Consider the following 24,719-nt stretch of genomic DNA (forward strand, 5'->3'; position numbering starts at 1 on the left):
TTCAGGCATGTGTCACGTCCTGCTGGCGGGTGGACCGCGCCGCGCCGAATGCGCGGCCGGCGGTGTCACCAAGGCGGCCATCCGGGCCTCCAGGGCCTGGGCTTCTTTCAGAAGGGCGGTGCCCAACACGTCCTGGCGCGCAGCATCCAGCCGGCTTTCGATGGCCGCGATGGACAGCGCAGCCACGGGCGCGCCCGTGTCGTCCCGCACCACCGAACCGATGCCCCAGGAGCCGGGAAAGATGGCCCCGCGATTGACGCAAAAGCCTCGTTCCCGCGCCTCGACGATGCCGGCGTCAAGGTGCGCCCGGGTCAGGTTGGGATAGCGGGCAAAGCAGGCCGCGCCGTGCGTGGCGATGATGAACGCGATCTCGTCATCGGGCAGTGCGGCGAGAATCGCCAGATTGCCCGCCCCCACCAGCAGAGGATGCCGGTCCCCGGCGGAAAGGACATGGGAGCGAATGGGGTAGCTGCCTTCCTGGCGGTGCACGCAGACCCCGTGCGTCCCGTTGCGCAAGGTCAGGAAGGCATTGTCTCCCGAGCCCTGCGCCAGGGCCACGAGCCCCTCCACCGCCATGGCATGAATGCCGAACCGCTCGCCCGCCAGGGTTCCCAGCACATAGCAGGCGGGACCAAGCAGATAGCGGCGCGTCTCCATGTCCTGCTCCACCAGGCCGGTGCGCATCAAGGCGAGCAGCAGGCGCCGGGCGGTGGGCTGCTTGAGGCCGCTATCGGCGACCACGTCGCGCAGACTGGCCCCGTTTGAGCGATAGCGCGCCAGCAGCAGCAGCAGCGCCGTCGCGCGCTCGACGCTCTGCGCGCCGGCCGCATCATCTGTGCTTTCCCGATCTGCCTCGGCAAGAGGCTTCATATCTTAAACTCCATAATATGGAGTCATACCCGCGAACACGGAAGTGGATCAATTCTTTTGTTTTCAGGGCTTCACACCACAAACCCACCAGCCTCCGGCGATCATTGCCCACCCACATCGCCAGTGATATGGACCAAGCCAAGCGCAAAAAGCACATGCGGCCAGCCTCAGGCGCGTCGCAGCAAGGGAGGCCAATGCCCATGACCGATACCGCCACCCCACGCCAGCGTTTCGCAGGCCGCACCGTCATCGTCTTCGGCGCCGGCTCCTCGGGCGAGGGCTGGAGCAATGGCAAGGCGGCGGCGGTGGCCTATGCGCGCGAAGGGGCAGCCGTGGCCTGCATCGACCTGAATGCCGCAGCGGCCGAGGAAACCGCCGGCATCATCGCCAGCGAGGGGGGCAAGGCGGAAGCGATCACGGCGGACGTCACCGACACCGCCTCCGTTACCCGGGCGGTCGAGGCCGCCACGGCGCGTCTGGGCGCCATCGACGTGCTGCACAACAATGTGGGCGTGACCCATATGGGCGGGCCGGCGGAGTTGAGCGAGCGGGATTTCGAGGCGTCGGTGGCGCTCAATCTCGGCTCCGTCTACCGCACCTGCAAGGCGGTGCTGCCGGGCATGGCGGAGCGCAGGACGGGAGTGATCATCAACATCTCCTCCATCGCCTCCATCCGCTGGACCGGCTATCCCTATTTCGCCTATTGCGCCACCAAGGCAGCGGTGAACCAGGCCACCGTCGCCATCGCCATGCAATATGCCCGGCAAGGCATCCGGGCCAATTGCGTGGTGCCCGGCGCGGTGGATACTCCCCTCATCTATAAGCAGATCGCCGGGCAATATGCTTCCACCGCCGAGATGGTGGAAAAGCGCGCGGCCATGATCCCCATGGGGTGGATGGGCAATGCCTGGGACATTGCGAACGCCGCCTTGTTCCTGGCCTCGGACGAGGCGCGCTTCATCACCGGCGTCTGCCTGCCGGTGGACGGCGGGCAGAGCTGCCAGATGGTTGCGCCCGCCTGAACCCGCAAGCTAGTCCAGGGTGGGCACATCGGGGTTGAACGCGCCGACCGCCCTCGCGCATAATTCAACCAGAGCGTTAATTTTGGGGTGCGCGAGCCGTCCCCGTGTGCGTACGCGGTGCGTTTCAATGGCAGCAGATTGCGCAGAGGACATGCCCCTTGCATGACCATCGACCTCAAGATTACCTATCTTTAATAGACGCCATCTACGAGGCTTCTGTTCTTCCTATTTACTGGCCAAAAGTGATTTCTCACCTTTGCACGATTACTGGATGCTGGGGCGGCGCGCTGATAACCATAGACAGCGCGAGAAATATGCGCTGGATGGCGACACCCCCCTATGAGCCGGTCCTTCAACTGGCGTCCGACCAGCGCATGCAGGAACGCAACGTTCGCCCGGCCCGCTCCCTCGCCCGCATGCATGCAGGGTGGCTCTCGGACCTGGATGTCTTCACCCCCGAAGAGCATGCCGACGATCCCATCTATAACGAACTCCTGCGGCCTCACGGCATCGGCTGGACGGCGGGATCGGTCATCCTCCTGCCCACGGGCGAGATGCTTGTCTTCGACCTCAACCGAGCCCTGGACGCCTCCCCGTTCGAACGCGCGACGCTCGATCGGCTGGACGGCCTGCGCCCGCATATGGCGCGCGCCGCGCTGATTTCCGCCCAGCTTGGCCTCCAGCGGGAGCGGGACCGGGTGAATACCCTTGCGGCCCTTGGCATTCCCGCCGCCTCGCTCGGGAGAGGCGGGCGCATCCTGGCCGCCAATGACCTGCTCCAGCAAAGGACAGACGTGTTCACCACCGGCGGCTCGGACCGCTTCGTCCTGCGCGATCCGGCGGCCAATGCCCTGCTGCATGCCGGGCTGGACGAGGTCTCGCAGCCTACGCCGTCCGGCGTCAGGTCGTTGCCGATCCGCGCGACAGAGGAGCGGCCCGCTTATATCGCCAATCTCATTCCCATCCGCCGCGAGGCGCACGACCTCTTCCCGAGCGGAACCGCGCTTTTGACCCTGACGCCGGTGGAGGCGCCGGAGGTGCCCACGCGGCGCCTGCTGCACGGCCTGTTCGACCTGACACCCGCCGAAGCCAAGGTGGCGCAGGCGCTGATGGAAGGCCTGACCATCGAGGACACCGCGCAGCGGCTCGGGATCGCGGCGGCGACCATTCGCACGCACATGAAGCGCATCTTCTCAAAGACCGGAACCAGCCGTCAGGCCGAGCTGGTGCTCTTGCTGCTGGGAACGACCCCACACCTCGATCCGCGCTGACACGGCGCCGCTGAACGGGACGCGGGCGCCCCGTGCCCGGCCCCCACCAAGAGAGTCAGTCAACCAAAGAGGGCTTGCGCGCCTCTGCGGGTGCCGGGGCAGGCTTGGCGAATTCCACCTGAAGGATGTCGTTGAAGCGGTTGAACGCCCCGCACAGCGCAGTGCGCCAAGTCAGCTCCACGATCTGGCCCTCATCGAAATGGACCTTCAGGCGCTCGAAGATCTCGTCGCGGGTGCGGCTCCAATTGTTGGTGACCGCGATGGCATATTCCACCACCAGCTTGTCCACCGCATCGAGCTCGGGATGGTCCTGGTAGTCTAGGAGGCGCTGCGCCCCTTCGGGCGAAATGCCCTGCACGGCGAGCTTAGGCGTGTGATGGGAGACGCAATAGTCGCACTGGTTCAGCAGCGACACCGTGACGATGGCCAGTTCCAGGTAGCGCTTCGACAACACGCCTTCGTCCGCCAGCGCGGTGAGCTGGCGCCAGGTGTGCTCGAAGATGGGCAGCCGGTGGGCCATCACGCCCGCCTGATCGGCGAAGTCGCCGTAAGTCTCCATCTTGTCCCAAAGCGGGTGGAGCGCCTCGGGCAGGTCTGAGCGGCCCTTGAGGGTGATACGCGACATGGGTGCCTCCTCCGTCGGCATGCGTTGAAGCCATATGGCACCCTTGCGGCGTCCCGGCTAGAGGGCGTTTTCACAGCCAGATCAGGGCTTTTGGCCGGTCTCCGTCGCAATCCCGAGCACGTCGGCGAGGAGGCGATTGGGAAAACGACGCTTGGTCACGATGGCATAGAAGCGTTCCGAGACCTCCGGGATGCGGCAATGCTCAACCAGGATGCCCGCCTGCAATTCGTCACGCACCACGATGGGCGGCACCAGGGTCACGCCTTCCCGCTCGCGCGCCAGAAGGCGCAGCATGGCCATGTCGTCCACCTCGGCGACGATGGTGGGCCGGATGCCGGCCAGTTCCACCACGCGGTCGAAGGCGACCCGAATCTCGCTGTCGAGGCTTGGCAGCAAGACGGGCTCGGTCTTCAGGTCCTGAGGAAAGCGAAACGCCCGCTTTGTCCGGCGGGGCCGGCCCACCAAGCTGACGGGTTGCTCGTCGAGCAGGTGATTGCGGAAAGGGGAGCGCGCATCGCGCGGCGCGGCGCTGTTGGCCAGCACCACGTCGAGGGCATGGGCCTCCAGTTGTGCCAGAAGATCCCGGATATTGCCGGAACGCACGATCAGTTCCACATCGGAGCGCCCCACCAGCGGGCGCAGGAATTCGAGTTGGAAGTTACGCGACAAGGTGGTGAGCGCGCCCACCCGCAGCACCGGCCGGCTGGCCACAGGCCGACCGCGCAGCGTGCTCATCAGCTCGTCGCCCGCCTTGAAGACCGTGTCCGCATAATCGAGCGCGATCTGCCCGGCCTCGGTGAGCACCAGCTTGCGGCCCACCCGCTCGAACAGGGCATGGCCCATCTGGTGCTCCAGCTTCTGGATCTGCACGGAGAGGGCCGATTGGGAGAGGTGCAGGTCCTCGGCGGCGCGGGTGAGGCTGCCGGCATGGGCCACGGCCCAGAAATAACGGAGATGGTTGAAGTTGAGGTCGCGCATCATTCTATAAAATCGAACGATAGAAGAGAAACAATGAATTTTTATCGATCTATCGCTGCGCCTAGGAGTGGGGGCAACTCAACCTCACCTCGAAGGGGAAGCGTCCTTGCCCGCCCACCTCCTGCCCTTGCTGGCCCCCGTTCCGCTGCTGCTGGCCGCTGCCGTCAGCTTCAAGGACGCGGCGCCGCGTCCCAAATTCGGTCCAGCGCTCGCCGAGGCCGCCGCGCTCATGGCCCTGGCCACCGCCCTCGCCGCGCTGGTGCTGCTGGTTCAGGGGGGGAGCAGCGCGAGCCCGCTGCTGGGCCTCGCGGTCGGTGGCTTCGGCATCGGCTTGTCCGCCCGGGTTGACGCGGTCTCCATCGCCATGCTGGTGCTCGTCACCTTCATCGGCTGGGTGGTGGTGCGCTATGCCCGGACCTATCTGGATGGTGAGGCGCGCCAAGGCCCGTTCACCGGGTGGCTCTGCCTGACGTTGGCGGCGGTTCTGCTTCTGGTGAGCGCGGGCAACCTCGCCCAGTTGGTCGGCGCCTTCATCGCCACCAGCCTGTTCCTGCACCGTCTGCTGCTCTTCTATCCGGATCGCCCCGGCGCCCGGCGGGCGGCGCGCAAGAAGTTCATCACCGCGCGGCTCAGCGATGCCGCGCTCATCGGCGCGGCGCTCCTGCTGGCGGCGGCCTATGGCAGCACGGACATCGGCGTCATCCTGGAGCGGGCACGGCTCGGAGAAGGCGGCGGGCTTGCAGTGGCCGCCGCGAGCCTGCTAGCCGCTGCCGCGCTCTTAAAGTCGGCGCAGTTCCCCACCCATGGCTGGCTCGTGGAGGTGATGGAAGCGCCAACGCCGGTGTCGGCCCTGCTCCATGCGGGCGTCATCAATGCCGGCGGCCTCCTGCTCATCCGCTTCGCCGATGTCCTGCTGCTGGCCCCGAGCGTGCTGGCGGTGCTGGTGATGGTGGGCGGCTTCACCGCCCTCTTCGGCAGCCTCGTCATGTTGACCCAGCCGGCGGTGAAGACCTCGCTCGCCTGGTCCACCATCGCCCAAATGGGCTTCATGATCCTGCAATGCGGCCTCGCGCTCTTCCCGCTGGCGCTGCTGCACATCCTCGCCCACTCCCTCTACAAGGCGCACTCCTTCCTCGCCTCCGGCGGGGCGGTGGAGCGGGTGGCGGCGATCCGGCGGCCGGGCCCGGTAGCGGTGCCCAATGCGGCGGCGGTGGGACGGGCGTTCCTGGCGGGCCTGAGCATCTATGTGCTGGTGGGTCTCGGCTTCGGCCTCGTCCACAAGTCGCCCCAGGCCATCGCACTCGGCGCTATCCTGATCTTCGGCGTCGCCTACATGCTGGCGCAGGGCTTTGCCGATGCGGCGCCCTGGGCGCTCACCCGGCGCACGGCGGCCTATGCGCTGGCCACCTCCGCCGCCTATTTCGCCCTTCAACTGGTGGCGGTGGATCTCACCTTGGGCCTCCTACCGCCCGCGCCGGCCCCGGGGGCGCTGGAATGGGGCCTCATGGCGCTCGCGGTCACCAGTTTCGGCCTCGTGGCGGTGGTGCAGGCCATGTTCCCGCTCTGGGCCTACCACCCGGCGGCGGCGGGCCTGCGGGTCCACCTCTCCAACGGCTTCTACGCCAATGCGGTGTTCGACCGCCTGTTGGGCGGCTGGTCCACCCGCAACGCATCCTGACCCGGCCGGCGCCTAGAAGGAGACACCAGATGTTCCACGCTCCGCTTCCCAAGCCCGTTGATCTCGGTCCCATCGCCGATGCGGTGGCACGCGCCTCGGCGGCCATCCCGCCTGCCTTTCCCCTGAATGCGACGGTGGCGGTCAATCCCTTCCTCGGTCAGGCCGGCGAGCCCTTGCCCATGGCGGCGGCGCGGCTGGCGCGGGTGGCCGGCATCGCCCTCACGCTGCCGCGCACCTGGTATGGGCGCAAGATCGCGGACGGCGCCCTCACCGACGCCGACCTCCAGGCCGCGTGGGCCAATGCCCCGGCGCAGAACCGGCCAGCGGACCTTGCGGCGCTGAAGGAGGCGGCCAGCCGTGATGCGCCAGCGCCCAAGGCGCTCCCAACCCTGGCGGATCTTGCGGCCGAGGTGTCCCGCCGCGACTGGCCGGCCCTCATCGCCGACCGGTTCGGCACCTGGGCCGGCGCCTATTTCGACGAGGGGCAAGCCATCTGGACCGGCCCCCGCGGCACGGGCGCCTACAAGGCCTGGCGGTCGGTGGCCATGCACGACCTGACGCCGGAGATCGCTGGCCTTCCCGGCTTTGCGCTGCACGTCTCCCGGGCCCCTGAGGACGCCATCGCCGCCATCGCGCGGGTGGCCAACCGGCTCGGGCTGAGCGCAGAGGCGGCCGAGACCTATTTCCACCAGATGCTCATAACCTTGGGCGGCTGGGCCCAGCATGGGCGCTATCTGTCCTGGCAGGCGGAGCGGGAGGGCAGGACCGACGGCACGCTGACTGACCTCCTCGCCATCCGGCTGGTGTTCGAGGAAGCGCTATTCGTGCGCTTCGGCGCGCAGGTTGCCGAGCGGTGGGAGCAGGTTCGGGCGGCCCATGCGGCGCCGCTCGCGCCCAACGGTGACCAGATCCTGGACACCATCCTCCAGGAGGCGGCGGAACGGGCCGCCCAAAGGGCGCTCGCGGCCACATTGGCACAGCCGGCCAAGGCAAGCCCCGCGGGACGGCCCGCCCTTCAGGCCGCCTTCTGCATCGACGTGCGCTCGGAGGTGTTCCGGCGGGCGCTGGAGAGCCTCGATCCGGGCATTTGCACCTCGGGCTTTGCCGGCTTCTTCGGCCTGCGGGCAGCGCACCGTCGGTTCGGCTCGGACACGGCCGAATGGCGGCTGCCGGCGCTCCTTGCACCCACATTGTGGTCCTGCACGGGAGAGGCGGGCGCTCCTGCGGAAAAGACCAGCAGGATCAAAGCGCGGGCGAAGCGGGCCTGGGGCCGGTTCAAGCTTGCCGCCGTCTCCTCCTTCGCCTTCGTAGAGGCGACCGGGCCGCTTTATGCGGGCAAGCTCGCCAAGGATGCCCTGGCGTTGAACTCCAAGGCGGCGACCGAAGAGCCTGCCCCCCGCCTCTCGCCGGCCCTTGATCTGCGGGCCCGGATCCAAGCGGCGGAAGCCGTGCTCAAGGCCATGTCGCTGACCTCCAATTTCGCGCCCATCGTCCTGCTGGCGGGTCATGGGGCCAGCGTCGCCAACAATCCCCATGCCAGCGCCCTGCAATGCGGCGCCTGCGGGGGCTATTCCGGTGATGTGAATGCCCGCCTCCTGGCGCAGCTTCTGAACGATCCACAGGTTCGGATCGGGCTCGCGCCCGGGATAGAGATCCCGGCGGATACCCTCTTCTTGGCAGCGCTCCACGACACCACCACCGACGGCGTGACCCTCTATGCGGAGGACCAGCCCTCGCTGTCCCATGCGCGGCAGCTGGAGCAGGCGAAGGCTTGGCTGGAGGCGGCCGGCCAGTTGGCGAGGACCGAGCGCGCCCTGCGCCTGCCACAGGCACGGGATGGCGCGGACCTACCCCAGCGCAGCCGGGACTGGGCGCAGACCCGGCCCGAATGGGGCCTTGCGGGCTGCTCCGCGTTCATCGCCGCGCCGCGCGCCCGCACCGCGGGCAAGAGCCTGGAGGGCCGGGCCTTCCTGCACGATTATGACTGGCGGGCGGACGCGGGCTTCGGCACGCTGGAGCTGATCCTCACCGCCCCCGTGGTGGTGGCGAGTTGGATCTCCCTGCAATATTACGGCTCGACGGTCGCCCCCCAGGTGTTCGGCGGCGGCAACAAGCTCCTGCACAACGTCACCGGCGGCATGGGCGTGGTGGAGGGCAATGGCGGCCTCCTGCGCACCGGCCTGCCCTGGCAATCGGTGCATGATGGCATTGACTATGTGCACGAGCCGCTCCGGCTCGCCGTGTGCATTGAGGCACCGCGGGAGGCCATTGCCGATGTGCTCGCGCGTCATGCCGGCGTGCGAGACCTGTTCGACAATGGCTGGCTGTCCCTCTTCGCGCTGGATGAGGCGGGCCGCATGGCTTGGCGCTATGCGGGGGGACTGGGCTGGACGGCATCCGAGACGTGACACTCGCGGTTCGGCCATGTGTCGCGATCAGGTGCCTCGCCCCTGGTCGCCACATGCTGCGCGCTCAAGATCCTCGCGGAATGTCGGATCGGCGATGGCGATGAGGCGGCGGACGCGCTCCTTGAGGGTCGCACCCCGCAGGTCTGCCACCCCATGCTCGGTCACCACCATGTCCGCGTCGGTCTTCGGCACGGTGACGGTGGACAGGCGCGGCACGATGCGGCTGACCTTGCCGCCCCGGGCGGTGGACGGCAGGGCAATGATGCTGCGCCCGCCGGGACTTGCCATGGCGCCCCGCGCGAAATCCAGAAGACCACCCGTGCCGCCCACATAGGCGGCACCGGCCATTTCCGCATTGACTTGTCCGGCGAGATCCACCTCCAGGCCGGAATTGATGGCGAAGAGCCGGTTCAACGCGCCGAGCACATGGTGGCTATGGGTGTCGCGCGCCGGCCGCACCCGCACGGCGGGATTGGCATGGGCATGGGCACGCGCGAGCGCCCCGCCATAGATGGCATTGGTGACGGTGAGGCCGGTATCCCGGCCCTTCGCCGCATTGGTGACGATACCGGCCGAGATCAGCTCCACCAGTCCGTCTCCGATGACGCCGGAATGGATCCCCAGCTCCCTATGGCCGGAGAGCGCCGAGAGCACCGTATCGGGAATGGCCCCGATGCCGATCTGCAAGGTGGCGCCATCCGGCACCAGGGCCGCTACCTGCCGGGCAATGGCCTGCGCCGTGGCGCCCATGGCGGAGCGCGGCACATCGAGGGGCGGGTGCTGCGCGGCGACCAGGACGAGAGTGCCGATGATTCCCGGAAGAGCGGCATCATAGGTCCATGGGGTGTCCGGATTCACCTCTGCAATGACGAGGCGGGCATGGCGGGCGGCTTGTCCCGCATAGTCATTGACGAGGCCCAGGCTATAGCCTCCGCCCCCGCGGGGAGGCGCCAGTTGCAGCAGGACCACGTCGGCGCGCCAGTCCCCCGCCCCCACCGCCGCATCGAAGGCACTGTAATGGCTTGGCACCACATCCAGCAGGCCCGCCGCCCAGAGCCGCGCAGCCCCGGCCATGGCGCCGAAGCTGGAGAAGCGAAGCGGCGTGACGCGCACCGTCTCTGGCGTGAAGGTGCCGGACAATAGGGGACCGACAAAGACCTCCACAGGCGGTAGCGCCTCGGCCTGTGCCATCAGGCGGCGGGTCAAGGTCAGCGGCTCGGCCGGACCTTGACCGCACACGATCCGGTCGCCGGGACGCAGGAGCGCAGGAAAGTCGATGGCCGCGATGTCCCTCTCGTCGCGGGCCCGCCCCGCCAGGAGGCTGTCCATGGCTCAACTGGCCAGGACCGGCCGGGACAGGCGCGCTGCCCGGTCGAGGATGGCGGCGGCCTGGGCGATCATGGGCCGGTCCACCAGCTTGCCTTCCACGGTGATGGCCCCGTGGGCGCCCTGCATCGCCGCCATCACCCGATTGGCCCAGTCGATCTCCTTCTCATCTGGAGAGAAGCCCGCATTCACCGCCGCCACCTGGCTCGGATGAATGCACAACTTGCCGCCGAAGCCGAAGCGCCGGGCGTGGCGGATATCAGCCTCGAGCGCCACACCATCCTGCACGGCAAGGGTCACGCCTTCCACCGGCGGCGGCAGCCCGGCGCCGCGGGAGACCACCACCAGCTCGGTTCGAATGGCATCGAGTTCCACCCCGAGGCCACCCATGCCGGTCTCGGCGCAGAAATCCACCGAGCCGAAGGCGAGCCGCGACAAGCCCGGCACGTGCACCAGCCGGCGCAGGTCCAGATAGCCGCGAATGGTCTCCATGAGCGCCACCAAAGGCCGCTCCGCGGGCAGGTGCGCCCGCACCGAAGCGATGGCCTCGGCCGTGTCGGCCTTGGGCAGCATGAGCCCGGCCAGGTTCGGCTTGCCAGCCAGCGCCCGCAAATCGTCTTCATGCCAGGGCGTTTCGGCCGCATTCACCCGTACCATGACGGGACGGGCCTCAGCGCTTTCCAGCCAGTCGGCCAAGCGGTGGCGGGCGGCCACCTTGGCGTCTGGCTGAACCGCGTCCTCCAGATCGATCACCACAAGGTCCGCCCCGGTGGCGAGCGCTTTGGCGAAGCGCTCGGGCCGATCGGCGGGGACGAAGAGGAAGCTGCGTTCGGTGCTGGTCATGGTCGTACCGCGCCTCCCTCGCTCACACTGGATTGCGGGCGATCAACTGGCGGGCAATGATGATGCGCTGCATCTCATTGGTGCCCTCGCCGATGACGAGAAGGGGCGCGTCGCGATAAAGCCGCTCCACATTGTATTCGCGCGAATAGCCATAGCCGCCATGAATGCGCAGGGCCTCCTGGCTATTGGTCAAGGCCGCCTCGGTGGCGAAATACTTCGCCATGCCCGCCTCCATGTCGCACCGCTCACCGCGATCGAACTTCTCAGCCGCCTTCTCGGTGAGAAGCCGGGCCGCCTCGGTGCGGGTCACCATTTCACCGAGCTTGAGCTGGATGGCCTGGTGTTCGCAGATGGGTTTGCCGAAGGTCTTGCGCACCTGGGAATAGGACACGGATTCGTCCAGCGCCGCCTGCGCCACGCCCACACCGCGCGCGGCCACATTGATGCGCCCCAATTCCAGCCCCCCCAGCACCTGCTGGAGGCCCTGCCCCTCCACGCCGCCGATGAGCCGGTCCGCCGGGACCTTGTAATCCTCGAACACCAATTCGCAGGTATCGATGCCACGATAGCCGAGCTTCTCGAGCTTACGGGCCACCTTAAAGCCTGGTCCCTTCTCGGCGATGAGAAGGCTCATGCCCTTGTGGCGAGGCGTGGCGGCAGGGTCGGTCTTCACCAACAAGGCGATGGTGTTGCCGTACATGGAATTGGTGATCCAGGTCTTGGCCCCGTTCACCACATAGGTGTCGCCCTCGCGCCGGGCGAGCGTGCGGATGGCCTGCAAGTCCGTGCCGCAATCGGGCTCGGTGAGACCGATGCCGCCGCGCAGTTCGCCGGTGGCAAAGCGCGGGAGATAGTGTTGCTTCTGCTCCTCTGTCCCACAGCGCTGCACGGCATTGGCCATGATGAGGTGCGAGTTGATAATGCCCGACACCGACATCCACACCGAGGAAATCCGCTCGATGATCTTGGCATAGGTGACGGTGGAGAGGCCGAGGCCACCATATTCGGGCTTGATGGTGCAGCCGAACAGGCCAAGATCCTTCATCTTCTCGACGATTTCGGCAGGATACTCGTCCTTGGCCTCAAGGTCGTGCGCCACAGGGCGCACTTCGGTCTCCAGGAAGCGGTCAATGCTCTGGAGGATGAGGGTCTCGTCCTCGTTGGGGAGAGCGGGGGCGTGCATGTTCATGGCTGCGGTCTTTCTGTCTCGGGATCGGGCGCGTCAGGCATCGCCCACGCCGTGGCCGCGCTTGGGCACCAGCGCACTGCGGATGAAGTTCATCACTGGCGCGCCATCCTGCTTGAAGGCGCGGGTCTGCACGGTGACGATTCCCTGGGTGGGCCGGGACTTGGATTCCCGCTTCTCCAGCACTTCGGATTCCGCGTAGAGCGTGTCGCCAGGGAAGACGGGGCCGGTGAGATTGATCTCCTTCCAGCCCAGGTTCGCGATGGCCTTGCCGCTCACGTCGTTCACGGTCATGCCCAGCACCACGGCGAGGCTGAGGCCACTATTGACCAGAGGCTTTCCGAATTCGCTCTTCTCGGCGAACGCGCGATCGCAGTGCATAGGGTGGAAATTCATGGTCATGAGAGAGAAATTGATGTTGTCGCTTTCCGTAATGGTCCGGCCAGGGCGATGTTCATAGATTTCACCCACCACGAACTCCTCGAAATATCGACCGAACGGGGTGGGGATTCGCTTCTTGGTCTCGATAACTGCCAGTGACATGTGTCGTCTCCTTGCTTGAAGGCCGCTTGATGGGGAGCGAAGCGGCTAATCCGTGTGGAAGGTGCAGAAGGCCGAGACAGGCTCGCGTCCGGTGCGCAGGGCGTTGGCGGGCTCGGTGGGATCCTCGTGCCCGAGCGCCATGCCGGCGATGATGATCTTCGTATCGGGGATGGCGAGGTGCCGGCGCACGATGGGCGGATAATTGCCGATGGCGGCCAACGGGCAAGTGTGGAGCCCATGGCCGCGGGCGAGCACCATCACGTTCTCCATGAACATGCCCATGTCGATCCAGCTGCCGGGGTTGAGGTCGTTGTCGAGGGTGAAAACCACCCCCACCGGCGCGCCAAAGAAGCTGTAATTCTTCGCCCGCTGCCGCTGGCCGGCCTCATGGTCGCCGCGCGCCACGCCGGTGAGGGCGTAGAGCGACCAACCGGTCTGTCGCCGCCGCTCGATATAAGGCGAGCGCCAATTGGTGGGGTAGTAGCGATAGTCCGGCGCCTCCGGCGCGCCCGCGAGAAACGCGGCGGTCAGTTCCTCAGTGAGCGCTCGCAGCGGCCCGCCTGTGAGCACATGAAGGGACCAGGGCTGGATGTTGCTGCCACTGGGTGCTCGGCTCGCGGCAGCGAGAATGCGCTCCACCAGTTGCAGGTCCACAGGATCGGGACGGAAGCCGCGCACGGAGCGACGGGACGTGACGGCGGCCTCGACCGTCTCGGCGGCGGAAGGCGGGGTGAAAGGCATGCGGGCGGTCTCAGGCATGGGCCACCGCCTCGGGCGCTTCGCCCAGGAACACGCGCTTCACCCGATCGTCCGCCAGAAGCTCACGGGCAAGCCCCCGGAAGGCGACGCGGCCCGTATGCATCACATAGCCATAGTCGGCGACGGTGAGCACCATGGAGGCCTTCTGCTCCACCACCACGATGGTCAGCCCGCCTCGCGCCAGCTCCGTGAGCTTTTCGAACACGACGGCCACATATTTGGGCGACAGGCCAAGCGAGGGCTCGTCCAGGATCACCACGTCCGGGGAGGTGACGAGGGCGCGGGCGATGGCCAACATCTGCTGCTCGCCACCGCTCATATTCCCGGCCAGCTGGCTCATGCGCTCGCCCAGGATCGGAAACAGGGCGCACAGGCGTTCGATGGCGGAGCGCAGCCGCCGATGGTCTCCGCCCAGCATATAGCCGCCCAGTTCCAGGTTCTCGCGCACGGTCATTTCCGGCAGCACGATCCGGCCTTGCGGGACATAGGCGATGCCGCGCTTCAGCCGGCGAAAGCCAGCCTCTCGGGTGATGTCTTCGCCCTTCGCCAGGATCTTGCCTGACCAGGCGGGCAGGAGCCCCGCAGCGGCCTTGATGACCGTAGACTTGCCAGCGCCGTTGGAGCCGATGATCGCCGTCATCACCCCGCGTGAGAAGGACATGTCCACCTGCTGGACCACCTCAATGTCCCCATAGCCCGTAGTGAGCCCCTGCAGGTCGAGCAACGCTGGTGTGTCCGGCACAGGCGCGGACCGGCTGGGAAGCGACTTGGCGAGTGCGGTCATTGAACCGTTTCCCTGCAGCTGGCGGGGGCAATGGCGGGCGGCGCCAGGGACGCCCGCTGGGTGGCGCGGGTGCCCCAGCGGGCCACATGGCTTGTGGGGGCGAGGCCGAGAAGGCCAGCTGTCCGCTCCGCTGCGGCGAGGACCTCGGTGAGATCCAAGCCGGGATCAATGCCGCAGGCGGTGAGCAGGTGGACCAAATCCTCGGTGGGATAGTTTCCTGGCGGGAGTTCGGCGTCCGGCATGGCGATGCCGCCGCCGATGCCGCAGAGAGCGCCCTCGATCCATGTGACTCCGGACGAGAGCGCCGCCAGGATGTTGGCGGGAGCAAAGCCCGCGCGGTCATGCACGTGATAGCCGAAGACGCAGTCGGGAAAGGCGCGCCCGAGGCGGGCGAACAGCCGCCCCACATGGACCGGATCCTCCATGCCCACCGAGCCAGCCAGATAGAGGCGCCTTATGCCGACCCCATGGAGCCGCTCAACGGCGCGCATCACCTCGTCTTCCGGGATCTCCCCCTCATAGGGGCACCAGAAGGCCATGCCCAGCGCCATGACGAAGCGCTTGCCCGCCTCCTGCGCCAGGTCGAAGGCACGCACAGCCTCATCCAGGGCCTGTTCAAGGCTCATATTCTGGTTCTTGCGGCTATAGGTCCGGCTGATGGTGGCAAGGCCGAGAATCTCGTCCACCCCAGCCGCCACCGCGCGCCGCGCGCCTTTCAGGTTTGGCGCCAGCGCCCGATAAAGGGTGCCCGGCCGGCGTCGGATGCCCGCCATCACCGCTTCCGCATCCGCAAGGCTTGGGATGGCGCGGGGATGGGCGAATGCGGTCACCTCAATGACAGGAAATCCCGCCTCCGACAGAAGATCCACCAGCGCGATCTTGGCCCGTGTGTCCACGGCGCGCGGGAAGCTCTGAAGACCGTCGCGCGGCGAGACTTCGACGATATCCACGCGGGGCGGCAAGGTGAGCATGGCCGCACCTCAGAAATAGGCTGCAAGGACGGCGGGGTCCTCGCGCACCTCTTGCGGCCGGCCATGGGCAATGACGCGCCCCTCGGCCAGCACATAGACCTGGTCGCAGATGTCGAGGACGATGCGCATCTCGTGATCGATGAAGAAGAGCGTCACGCCCCGCTCCCGCAGCCGCACCAGATGGGCCACGATCTGGTTCTGAAGCCGCGGATTGATGCCCGCGAACGGCTCGTCCAGGAGCAGGAGGGTCGGCGCCATCATGAGCGCGCGGGCAATTTCCACCAGCTTGCGCTGGCCGTAAGAGAGCTCCGCACCCCAGCTGTCGCGCAACCGCGTGATTTCCAGCAATTCCAGCAGGTTCAGGGCTCGATCCACCGCCGCCGCGTCGTCGAGGCCGTGGGCGACGGCGACGAGGTTTTCCAGCACGGTCATCTCGGCAAAGACGCGGCTGATCTGGAACGTGCGCCCCACGCCCGCCCGGCAGATGCGGGCAGGCGTGGCACGGGTGACGTCGCAACCATCCAGCAGGACGTGCCCGGCATCGGGCGCCAGGGCGCCCGCCACCATGTTGAACAGCGTAGACTTTCCCGACCCGTTGGGGCCGATGACGCCGGTGATGGAACCCGCCGGCACCGCAAGGCTAGCGCCATCGAGCGCCACCCGCCCGCCGAAGCGTTTGCAGAGGCCCCGGACCTCCAGCTTGTTTGCGATCTCAGCCAAGGGCGATCTCCGTGCGCAGGCCGGCGGAGCGGCGGGCCACAAGGCGGCGCAATCCCTCGCGGCCGACGGGGAACAGGCTGCTGCGGCGACGGGCAAGGCCGGCAATGCCGCGCGGCATGAACAGGATGGCCAAGAGGATCACGCCCCCCACCAGCATCAGGTAGATTTCCGGAAAGCGGGACCAGAGCAGTTCGTTGATGACCGACATGGTCAGCGCCCCGACCAGCGGTCCAAACACCGTGCCAAGGCCCCCCAGCAGCACCATGGAAATGGTGGTCAGCTCGGTCATGGGCGCAAAGGCGGTGGCCGGGTCGATGAAGGCAAGATAGGTGGCATAGAGGGAGCCGGCAGCCGCCGGCGCGACCGCCGAGGCGGCGAAGATGCCGATCTTCAGGCGGCTGGTGCGAATGCCCATGGCCTCGGCGGCTGTCTCATCTTCGCGGATGGCAAGCAATTGCAGGCCGAGTCGCGAATTGTCGAGCCGCCAGGTGAGGAAGAGAAGGCCCACCGCAAGGACGGCAAAGGCAGCATAGACCTGCTTCAGGTCGGAGAGCGGGGTGAGATAGAGACCCGTGCCGCCATCGGTGATGCCGTCAAAGCCGAGGGCGAAGCTCTCAAACACCCGCGCCATGCCGAACATGCCGATGGCGAAGAAGGGCCCCCGAAGGCGCAGCATGGCAAAGCCGAGCGGCAGAGCCAGAAGGAGCCCGCTGGCGCCGGCGACGACGGCGGCCAGAAGCCAATTCCAGCCCGCCCCCATGCCCAGGGCACCCACATAGGCACCGAAGCCGAAGAAGGCCACCTGACCGAAATGGGTATAGCCCGCATAGCCGCCGATGAGATTCCATGAATAGGCGAGTGCGGTGAACATCAGAAGCTGCACACCGAAGGACAGGGCATAGTCACTGCCGACAAAAGGCAGGACGAGCGCCGCCAGCGCGGCGAAGGCGATCAAAGCCAGCGATCTCATACGCGCATCCCCACGCCGAGCAGGCCGCGCGGCCGGATGAGCAGCGCTGCGAGCATGATGAGAAACAGGAGAGCCGAGCCGATGACCGGACCGACCACGTAGCTGCCGAACACCTCGACGACGCCGAGCAGGATCGCGGCCATCAGCGCGCCGGGATAGCTGCCCATGCCGCCGACGATGATGACGGCGAAGGCCTTGATCATGAACCGGGATCCCAGTTGCGGATCGGAGGCGAAGGCCGGCGCCAGCAGCACGCCGGCAAGCCCCGCCATGGCCGATCCCAGCGCGAACGTGGCCGTGCGCACGCGCTCGATGGAGATGCCGGAAATGGTGGCCAGCTCTGGCGCTTGCGCCACCGAACGGATGGCACGCCCGAACCGCGTGGCGGAGAGGAACCACCAGACCCCGAGGCTGACGGCCAGCGCCCCGGCAAAGGCGACGAGGCGGGAGAGCGAGACATCCACACCCAGCACCCGCACGGACCCGCCCAACACCCCGGGCAGGCCGCGATAGCCGCCTCCCCAGATGAGGATCGACAGGTTCACCAGGATGGTGGAGAGGGCGAAGGTGGCGAGCAGCGACATGATCATCGGCCCGTCCACCAGGCGCCGCAGGATCACGCGCTGGAAGGCAAAACCCATCAGGGCGGTGAGCAATGGGACCACGACGATGGCCACCGCGAAGGGCAAATGCGCCCCCGCCACCAGCGACACGGTGGTGAGCGCGCCCACCGCCATGAACTCGCCATGGGCGAAATTGACCACCCGCATGACGCCGAAGATGAGATTGAGGCCGCAGGCCATGAGGGCATAGAGGCCGCCCAGCAGCACACCGCCCACCAGGAGCTCGAGCACCGGCATCAGATCACTCCCCGTGCCATGAGAGCCGCGCGCGCGTCGGCCGGAAGGCCCAGCATGTCGCCCCACACGCGGCCATTGTCCGCGCCGAGTGATGGTCCCAGATGATCGATGCCCCCGGGCGTCCCCACGAGGCGCGGGACCACGTTGGGCACCGCGTGACGGCCGGCCCGGGGATCGTCCACGAAGGCGATGTTGCCGCGCGCCCGGAACTGGGGATCCTCGAAGATCTCGTCAATGGAATGCACCGGGCCGCATGGCACTTCATACTGCCCGCACAGATCGATGACCTCCTGGCGCGCATGGGCCAGCGTCCATTTCGTCACTACCGCATCCACCTCGGCGCGGTCACGCTCGCGGGCGGCGAGCGGCCCCCAATGGTCGGGCGCCGCCAACTCCGGCTCGCCCATGGCTTGCGCGAGGCGGGCGAAGATCTTGTCGCCAGTGCATGCGATGGCCACCCAGCGCCCGTCTCCGGTGGGATAGTGGCTATGGGGCACCACATTCACCGTGCCCGGCCCCATGCGCTCGCGCACATAGCCAAAGGCGTGATAGGCGCCGGCCAATTCGTCGAGGATGCGGAAGATGGGCTCGTAGAGACCGATATCCACCACCTGTCCGCGCCCGCTCTTGTCCCGCGAGCGCAAGGCCAGGAGCGCGCCATAGGCGCCGTAAAGACCCGCCAGATAATCGGCGATGGTGGCCGAGCCTGGCGTTACCGGCGCCCGGTCAGGATAGCCGGCGAGGAAGGACAGGCCGCCAAAGGCATTGCCAATGCGGCCGAACCCAGGTTTGCGGCTATAGGGGCCGGTCTGGCCGTAGCCGGAAATGCGCACCATGACGAGGCGCGGATTGATGGCGGAGAGCACGTCATAGCCGAGCCCCCAGCCTTCCATGGTGCCGGGCTGGAAATTCTCCACCAGAACGTCGGCGGTGGCCACCAGTTGCTTCAGCAGCTCAGCCCCCTCTGGCTTGCGCAGATCCAGCGTGGCGCTGAGACGATTGCGGGCCTCGGAGAGATAGGGAAGGCTATCGCCGCACGGGGTCAGCGAGCCGAAGCGGCGCAGGGCATCGCCCACGCCTGGCAGTTCCAGCTTGATGACCTCGGCACCGAACTCGGCCATCTGTGTCGCGCAGAAGGGGCCGGCGATGAAATTGGCCACCTCGACCACGCGAATGCCGGCGAGGGGGCGTTCGGGCTGCGTTTCAGTATGGGCCGTTTGAGCATGAGCCATGTCAGCGCTCCCGCTTGAAGGGGCCGAAGGGCGAGGTCAGCGCTTGTCCCAGGCGGGCATGGGGACCACGGCGTCGGCGGTCTTCAGCTCCTCCGGCCACACGATCTCACGCTTGCCGTTGAGCACCTGGATCAGCAGGCCCTTGGCGCCAAGCTGGGCGCCGGTCTTCGGATCGACCTTGTAGTGACCGAGAACGGTGTCGATCTCCATCTCGCCGAGGGTGGCGCGCAGCTTGTCCTGGTCGAGGGTGCCGGCACGCTTCACCGCCTCTTCGAGCACAGTGACGCCGGAATAGCCGAAGCCCGCATAATAGCCCGGCGCATAGCCATATTTGGCCTCGAACGCCTTCACGAACTCAGGATTGCCCTTGGTCTTCACACCCGGCTCGTAAAGGGAGATGCCGATGGCAAATTCGCCGTCCTTCCCGGTGGACTTGATGAAGTCTTCCTGCGACACACCGTTGGAAATGAACATCTTCGGCATGTAATTGTTGGCGCGGAACTGCTTGATCATCTCGATCGCCTCGTTGGGATAGGCGATGGAGATCCAGGAATCCGGCGCCTGCTGGCGCGCCTTGGCAATGGCGGAGGAATAGTCGGACGTGCCGGCGGGAAAATACTCCGACGCCACCATGGTGAGGGTGCCGTTCTTCACCACCTTGTCGAGCTCTGTTGCCATATCGCGGGCGGCATTGAAGTCACGCGAGACCATGGTGAAGGTCTTGGCGCCGTGCTTGGTCATGAGCGGCGCGACGCCCTCCACATAGGCGGAGATGGGAGAGGCCGACTGCACCGTGTAGCGGAAGCCGCGCTGCTGGATCTTCTCGGAGGCACCGCCGGCATTGATGATGACCCGCTTGTGCTTCTCCGCCACGGCGCTCGCCGTGGCGGTGGAGGCCGAGCCCCAGGGCGCCACCAGAAGGTCCACCTTGTCGTCGGTGATGAGCTTTTCGTAGAGCCGCGCGGCAGTGGCCGGATCGCTGCGCTCGTCATAGATGACCAGTTCAACCGGACGGCCGAGCAGCCCGCCCCGCGCATTCACCTGGTCCCGCCACAGCTCGATGGCCTTGCGGTAATGGTCGGCGGAATCCGCCAGATTGCCCGTCATGGACAGGGCGATGCCGATCTTCACCGGATCCGCGGCAAGGGAGGCCGACGACAGGCCGACCAGCAGGGCAGCCGCGAGCAATCCGCGCCTGGACAATGCGCTCATCTGGGGTTCCTCCTTCAACCGGCCGCTTTGCGCGGCTCTGAAACTGTCGGGTCGGCGTCCCGGCGGCGCTATTCGGCCGCCTTCATTTCCAGCAAGCCATTGGCTTCGCCCAGTGCCGGGGCGCGCCAGTCCGGTCGTGCCGGCTCGTCCCGGAAGCGGATGACCGGCGCCACATGGCGGCGCCCCTCGCCATCGGTCACGACGGCCATGCGGGCAGCCACCTGCGGGTCGACCAGCGCCTCAGGCAAGGTGTTGACCGGGGCGAAGCACACGTCCCGCCCCTCGAACCAGCGCACCCATTCGGCGAGCGGACGGGTGCGGAAGGTAGCCCGCAGAAGGTCGATCAGCGGCGCTTGGTGGGCGCCGGGACCGGCTTCCGCAAGCGGCGCCAGGTCCATCCGGCCGAGCGCGCCGAGAAGCGAGTGAATGAACTTCTCCTCCTGCCCGGCAAGCACCAGGTGGCGGTCATCGGCGGTGGCATAGATCTGGTAGAAGGCCGCGCCCCCCAGCGAGCGCTCCTCCTGCGCCACAGGCTGACGCTCCTCCGCCATGGCCGGCCCCATCTGGTTGGGCACGGCAGCAAGGACGGATTCGTGCATGGAGATATCGATATAATCGCCCCGCCCGGTGCGCTCGCGGCGCAGGAGTGCCATCAGGACGCCAGACAAGGCATTGAGCGAGCTGATGATATCGGCTGCCGCCACACCCGGTATGGCCGGCGCGCCATCGCCCCCCAGCGTGATGCCAACCGCGCCTGCCAGCGCCTCGGTGGCGAGGTCATGGGCGGGGCGGTCGCGGTAGGGACCATCCTGGCCGAACGCACTGATGGAGCAATAGACGAGGCGGGGATTGCGCGCCGACAGCGCCTCATAGGCGAAGCCGAGGCGCTGCATGACGCCGGGGCGGAAGGCCTCCACGAACACATCCGCCTCATCCACCAGGCGCAGCAGGGCGGCGCGGCCGGCGGGTGTCTTCAGGTCGAGCACCACGGAACGCTTGCCCCGGTTCACGGTGCGGAAGAACACGCTGTGCGGCCCGTCCGACAAGCCGATGCACCGTCCGGGATCGCCGCTGGGCGCCTCCACCTTGATCACCTCGGCGCCGTGGTCGGCGAGCGTCATGGTCAGATAGGGGCCGGGCAGGAAGACGGAGAGGTCGACGACCTTGAGGCCCTCAAGCTTCATGACGCGCCTCCTCCCGCCGATGGAGCGGCGCCAGCAGACTGTCATTGTCCGCGCCAAGGCTCGCGCAAGCGGACTTGGCGGGGCGCACGCCGTCGATCTTCAGCGGGCAGGACAGAACCTTAAGCGCGTCCGCATGGGGATGGCGCACACTGGTGACCATCCCTGTCTTCTGCATGAAGGGGTTCGCGAACGCTTCCGCCACGTTGTAGATGGGTGCCGCAGGAATGGCGCCGGTGAGCACGCTGAGCCATTCGCGGGTGGTGCGCGTGGTCATGGTGGCGTCGAGTTCATCGGTGAGCGCCGCACGGTTCTGGCGGCGGCCTTCCTGGGTGGCAAAGCGGGGATCGCTGAGAAGGTCCGGGCGCTCGATGCGCTCGCACAGGATGCGCCAGAACTTCTCCTTCATGCACATCACATAGATCCACCCATCTTGGGTGCGCACGGATTGCACGGGGGCGACCGAGCCATGGGCTCCGCGCGGCAGGCGCTGGGGCATGGTGCCGGTGTTCAGAAACCAGGTGGCGGAATAGGCATGCTGGTGGGTGGCCACCTCGAACAAGCTGGTATCCACATCGCAGCCCCGCCCGGTGGCGCGGGCACGGATGAGGCAGCCGAGCAGGCCCACCATGCCGGTGATGCCCGTCATATAATCGATCATGGAGAGGCCGATGCGGGCGGGCGGGCCGTCCGGCTCGCCCGTCATGCTCATGAGCCCCGCCTCGGCTTGGGCGAGGAAATCGTAGCCCGGCCATGCAGCCCGCTCATTGTCCCGGCCATAGGCGGAAATGTGCACGCAGACGATGGCAGGGTTGATGGCGGAGAGGCTCGCATAGTCGATGCCGAGCTTTTTCGGCAGGTCACCCCGCAGATTGTTCACCACCGCGTCTGCGGTTTCCACCAAGGCGAGAAAATCGGCCCGGTCCTCCGGCCGGCTCAGGTCCAGAGCGACCGAGCGCTTGTTGAGGTTGAAAGACTGCGCATACTGGCTGTCCCCCTCCCCCAGGAAATGCGGTCCGATGCTGCGCGAGGCATCACCTCCGGTGGCAGGGTTCTCGATCTTGATGACCTCGGCGCCCAGGTCCGCCAGCATCATGGTCCCGTAGGGTCCGGCACCGAAGCTTTCGAGGGATAAAATGCGTATGCCGTCCAATGGCGTCATCGGCCATGTCCTCCCGGTGGGACCGGCGCGCTTGCTGCGCGCTTCCTTGGTGTGGCTGGGGCTTTCAGCTCGCTCTGTGCAGCTTCACTTGTTCGGATAAGATGGGAATAGAGCATCAAAAGTGTCAAGGCGAAATCTGAAAATTCAATGATGCACCGCAATGACTGGCATGTGCATCAGCAAACTTATCCGAATTTGACCGAATAAGTTTATCCCCCTAATATCCGCTTGCCCCAGGGGGGACCTGGCACGCAGGGAGGGCCGACGCGATGGACGGGGAAAGCGGGCGCGGGATGAATGCGGCGGAACTGGCGACCGTCATCCAGCGCGACATTTCGCGGGGCGCCTACGGGATCGGACAAGCCCTCCCCTCGGAGGCGGAGCTTAAGTCCCGCTTCGGCGTCGGCCGGCATACGGTACGTGAGGCGGTGCGGCGTCTGGTGGACAGCGGCCTGGTGGAGCGGCGCCAGGGTGCACCCACGCGCGTCGTGGCGCTGCAACCGCGCGCTTCCTATGTGCATTCGCTGCTCTCGTTGGGAGAGCTCATCCACTACACCCAGGAAACCCAGCTCGAGATCGCCGAGAATGCTGTCGTCCCCCTCGACGAGGCCGACGCGGCCCTCGTGGGCGCCGCGCCGAGATCCCGCTGGCTTCGCCTTCTGGGCTTGCGGCGGGAAGTGGCGTCGGAAGAGGTCATCAGCCACGCCACGGTGCTGCTGCACGCCCGCTTCGCTCCGCTTTTCGCCCATGTCAGCAAGCCCAAGGGCCCGGTCTATGCGGTGGTAGAAGCCGCGACGGGAGAGGTGGTTATGGAAGCGCGCCAGGAAATCTCAGTCGGTCCCCTGCCGCTCCCCGCCGCCAAGGTGCTGGGGCTTGCGCCAGGTGTCACCGCCATCATGATCACGCGCCGCTATATCGACATCAGTGGCTCGATCATGTTTGCCTCGCGCAATTGGCACAAAGCGGAGAACTTCCGCTATGCTGTCAGCCTGCGCCGGGATACGCCCCCCTGAGCGGCTCGAGGGGCGCTCTCGGTGTCCCATATGGCCGATTTGGTGCAATGCGGGATCAGTTTGACTCAGGTCATGGTCCGCCGGCCCTCGTCCCCCTACCAGTCGGCACTGCGAAGCGGGAGACATCCATGCCCTTGGCGCAGACCACCACGCCGCTCGAACCGCCCCGTCACACCAAATATGAGCGTTTGATCGCAGAATCCCGTGCCCTGCCGCCCTTGTCCGTAGCGGTGGCGCACCCGTGCGACGACGCATCCCTGGGAGCGGCACTCGATGCCCACGGCCTGGGCCTCATCACCCCCATCCTCGTGGGCCCGGCCGCCAAGATCGCAGCCGCGGCCGCGACCTTGGGTGCCGACCTCAGCGGTTTTCGCGTGGTCGATGCCGCCCACAGCGACGACGCCGCTGCCAAGGCCGTGGCGCTGGTGCGCGCGGGCGAGGCCGAGGCCCTGATGAAGGGCTCGCTCCACACCGACGAGTTGATGGCTGCCGTGGTGGCCCGCGAGACCGGGCTGCGCACCAAGCGACGCATCAGCCATTGCTTTCTGATGGATGTGCCCTCCCACCCCGAGCCGCTCATCATCACAGATGCTGCGGTCAATATCGCGCCGGACCTGGCGCAGAAGCGCGACATCATCCAGAACGCCATCGACCTTGCGAACGCCTTGAAGTTCCAGGAAGTGCGCGTAGCCATCCTCTCCGCCATGGAGACGGTCAATCCCGAGGTGCCCTCCACCATCGAGGCGGCCGCGCTCTGCAAGATGGCCGATCGCGGCCAGATCACCGGCGGCATCGTCGACGGGCCGCTTGCCCTCGACAATGCGGTGGATCTGGGCTCGGCGGAAATCAAGCATATTCGCTCGCCCGTTGCGGGCCGTGCCAATGTGCTGGTGGTGCCGGATCTTGAGTCCGGCAACATGCTGGCCAAGAGCCTCACCTTCTTGGCTGCGGCGGATGCCGCCGGCATCGTGCTCGGTGCCCGGGTGCCCATCATCCTCACCAGCCGGGCAGATTCGCGCACCACGCGACTTGCCTCCTGCGCGGTCGCCTCGCTGCTGGCGCAGGCGCAGCGGGTCGCAGCCCTCAATGTGGTTAAGGTCTGAGC

23 protein-coding genes are annotated in these 24,719 nt (G+C 66.9%); 6 read left to right on the plus strand and 17 right to left on the minus strand.

Annotation, left to right across the window (positions count from 1 at the left end; translation table 11 throughout):
• Nucleotides 1-12: 12 nt before the first annotated feature.
• Complete coding sequence (locus tag J5J86_RS04925) at nucleotides 13-870, minus strand: IclR family transcriptional regulator (RefSeq protein ID WP_209103772.1); 858 nt, start codon at nucleotides 868-870, stop codon at nucleotides 13-15.
• Nucleotides 871-1,070: 200 nt separating this feature from the next.
• Here J5J86_RS04925 and J5J86_RS04930 point away from each other — a divergent pair, with 200 nt between their 5' ends.
• Both J5J86_RS04930 and J5J86_RS04935 read left to right on the plus strand, forming a co-directional pair.
• Entirely contained in the window at nucleotides 1,071-1,892 is an 822-nt protein-coding gene (locus J5J86_RS04930) for an SDR family NAD(P)-dependent oxidoreductase (RefSeq protein ID WP_209103773.1), read from the plus strand.
• Between the two features lie 323 nt (nucleotides 1,893-2,215).
• Nucleotides 2,216-3,163: a helix-turn-helix transcriptional regulator gene (locus J5J86_RS04935; RefSeq protein WP_209103774.1), complete on the plus strand. Its 948-nt coding sequence runs from the start codon at nucleotides 2,216-2,218 to the stop codon at nucleotides 3,161-3,163.
• 55 nt (nucleotides 3,164-3,218) lie between these two features.
• Here the strand turns inward: J5J86_RS04935 and J5J86_RS04940 are convergent, their stop codons facing one another.
• Both J5J86_RS04940 and J5J86_RS04945 read right to left on the minus strand, forming a co-directional pair.
• Entirely contained in the window at nucleotides 3,219-3,788 is a 570-nt protein-coding gene (locus J5J86_RS04940) for a carboxymuconolactone decarboxylase family protein (RefSeq protein ID WP_209103775.1), read from the minus strand.
• 81 nt (nucleotides 3,789-3,869) lie between these two features.
• On the minus strand, nucleotides 3,870-4,766 hold the full coding sequence (locus J5J86_RS04945; RefSeq protein WP_209105241.1) for a LysR family transcriptional regulator: 897 nt from the start codon (nucleotides 4,764-4,766) through the stop codon (nucleotides 3,870-3,872).
• A 106-nt stretch (nucleotides 4,767-4,872) separates the two neighbouring features.
• Between J5J86_RS04945 and J5J86_RS04950 the strand changes: the two genes are divergently transcribed.
• Together J5J86_RS04950 and J5J86_RS04955 are read left to right on the plus strand one after the other, a co-directional pair.
• On the plus strand, nucleotides 4,873-6,444 hold the full coding sequence (locus J5J86_RS04950; protein ID WP_209103776.1) for a proton-conducting transporter transmembrane domain-containing protein: 1,572 nt from the start codon (nucleotides 4,873-4,875) through the stop codon (nucleotides 6,442-6,444).
• Between the two features lie 29 nt (nucleotides 6,445-6,473).
• Nucleotides 6,474-8,852: a YbcC family protein gene (locus J5J86_RS04955; protein ID WP_209103777.1), complete on the plus strand. Its 2,379-nt coding sequence runs from the start codon at nucleotides 6,474-6,476 to the stop codon at nucleotides 8,850-8,852.
• A 27-nt stretch (nucleotides 8,853-8,879) separates the two neighbouring features.
• Here J5J86_RS04955 and J5J86_RS04960 read toward each other — a convergent pair whose 3' ends face one another.
• From J5J86_RS04960 to J5J86_RS05025, 14 genes are all read right to left on the minus strand, one after another.
• Complete coding sequence (locus tag J5J86_RS04960) at nucleotides 8,880-10,181, minus strand: acetyl-CoA hydrolase/transferase family protein (RefSeq protein WP_209103778.1); 1,302 nt, start codon at nucleotides 10,179-10,181, stop codon at nucleotides 8,880-8,882.
• A gap of 3 nt (nucleotides 10,182-10,184) precedes the next feature.
• On the minus strand, nucleotides 10,185-11,021 hold the full coding sequence (locus J5J86_RS04965; protein WP_209103779.1) for an HpcH/HpaI aldolase/citrate lyase family protein: 837 nt from the start codon (nucleotides 11,019-11,021) through the stop codon (nucleotides 10,185-10,187).
• A 22-nt stretch (nucleotides 11,022-11,043) separates the two neighbouring features.
• Nucleotides 11,044-12,210 (minus strand): acyl-CoA dehydrogenase family protein, encoded by a 1,167-nt coding sequence (locus J5J86_RS04970; protein ID WP_209103780.1) that lies wholly within the window; start codon nucleotides 12,208-12,210, stop codon nucleotides 11,044-11,046.
• A gap of 33 nt (nucleotides 12,211-12,243) precedes the next feature.
• Nucleotides 12,244-12,750: a MaoC family dehydratase gene (locus J5J86_RS04975; RefSeq protein ID WP_209103781.1), complete on the minus strand. Its 507-nt coding sequence runs from the start codon at nucleotides 12,748-12,750 to the stop codon at nucleotides 12,244-12,246.
• Nucleotides 12,751-12,795: 45 nt separating this feature from the next.
• Nucleotides 12,796-13,509, minus strand: a complete 714-nt coding sequence (locus J5J86_RS04980) for a nitroreductase (RefSeq protein ID WP_247658054.1) — start codon at nucleotides 13,507-13,509, stop codon at nucleotides 12,796-12,798.
• A complete protein-coding gene (locus J5J86_RS04985) occupies nucleotides 13,502-14,293 on the minus strand; it encodes an ABC transporter ATP-binding protein (protein WP_209103782.1) in 792 nt (263 codons plus the stop codon). Before J5J86_RS04985 ends, J5J86_RS04980 begins: the two co-directional genes overlap by 8 nt.
• Nucleotides 14,290-15,264, minus strand: a complete 975-nt coding sequence (locus J5J86_RS04990; RefSeq protein WP_209103783.1) for a hydroxymethylglutaryl-CoA lyase — start codon at nucleotides 15,262-15,264, stop codon at nucleotides 14,290-14,292. Before J5J86_RS04990 ends, J5J86_RS04985 begins: the two co-directional genes overlap by 4 nt.
• A 9-nt stretch (nucleotides 15,265-15,273) precedes the next feature.
• A complete protein-coding gene (locus tag J5J86_RS04995; RefSeq protein ID WP_209103784.1) occupies nucleotides 15,274-15,984 on the minus strand; it encodes an ABC transporter ATP-binding protein in 711 nt (236 codons plus the stop codon).
• Nucleotides 15,977-16,954, minus strand: a complete 978-nt coding sequence (locus J5J86_RS05000; protein ID WP_209103785.1) for a branched-chain amino acid ABC transporter permease — start codon at nucleotides 16,952-16,954, stop codon at nucleotides 15,977-15,979. Before J5J86_RS05000 ends, J5J86_RS04995 begins: the two co-directional genes overlap by 8 nt.
• Nucleotides 16,951-17,814 (minus strand): branched-chain amino acid ABC transporter permease, encoded by an 864-nt coding sequence (locus J5J86_RS05005; protein WP_209103786.1) that lies wholly within the window; start codon nucleotides 17,812-17,814, stop codon nucleotides 16,951-16,953. The genes J5J86_RS05000 and J5J86_RS05005 overlap by 4 nt, the downstream gene beginning before the upstream one ends.
• Nucleotides 17,814-19,046: a CaiB/BaiF CoA transferase family protein gene (locus J5J86_RS05010; RefSeq protein WP_209103787.1), complete on the minus strand. Its 1,233-nt coding sequence runs from the start codon at nucleotides 19,044-19,046 to the stop codon at nucleotides 17,814-17,816. The genes J5J86_RS05005 and J5J86_RS05010 overlap by 1 nt, the downstream gene beginning before the upstream one ends.
• A 36-nt stretch (nucleotides 19,047-19,082) precedes the next feature.
• Nucleotides 19,083-20,258 (minus strand): amino acid ABC transporter substrate-binding protein, encoded by a 1,176-nt coding sequence (locus J5J86_RS05015; RefSeq protein ID WP_209103788.1) that lies wholly within the window; start codon nucleotides 20,256-20,258, stop codon nucleotides 19,083-19,085.
• A 68-nt stretch (nucleotides 20,259-20,326) separates the two neighbouring features.
• Nucleotides 20,327-21,442: a CaiB/BaiF CoA transferase family protein gene (locus tag J5J86_RS05020; RefSeq protein ID WP_209103789.1), complete on the minus strand. Its 1,116-nt coding sequence runs from the start codon at nucleotides 21,440-21,442 to the stop codon at nucleotides 20,327-20,329.
• On the minus strand, nucleotides 21,432-22,601 hold the full coding sequence (locus tag J5J86_RS05025) for a CaiB/BaiF CoA transferase family protein (RefSeq protein WP_209103790.1): 1,170 nt from the start codon (nucleotides 22,599-22,601) through the stop codon (nucleotides 21,432-21,434). Before J5J86_RS05025 ends, J5J86_RS05020 begins: the two co-directional genes overlap by 11 nt.
• A 269-nt stretch (nucleotides 22,602-22,870) precedes the next feature.
• Between J5J86_RS05025 and J5J86_RS05030 the strand changes: the two genes are divergently transcribed.
• Together J5J86_RS05030 and J5J86_RS05035 are read left to right on the plus strand one after the other, a co-directional pair.
• Nucleotides 22,871-23,614, plus strand: coding sequence for a GntR family transcriptional regulator (locus tag J5J86_RS05030; RefSeq protein WP_209103791.1), 744 nt, complete (start codon nucleotides 22,871-22,873; stop codon nucleotides 23,612-23,614).
• Between the two features lie 128 nt (nucleotides 23,615-23,742).
• A complete protein-coding gene (locus tag J5J86_RS05035) occupies nucleotides 23,743-24,717 on the plus strand; it encodes a phosphate acetyltransferase (RefSeq protein ID WP_209103792.1) in 975 nt (324 codons plus the stop codon).
• Nucleotides 24,718-24,719 lie beyond the last annotated feature (2 nt).

The organism is Aquabacter sp. L1I39 (assembly GCF_017742835.1).
Taxonomy (GTDB): domain Bacteria; phylum Pseudomonadota; class Alphaproteobacteria; order Rhizobiales; family Xanthobacteraceae; genus L1I39.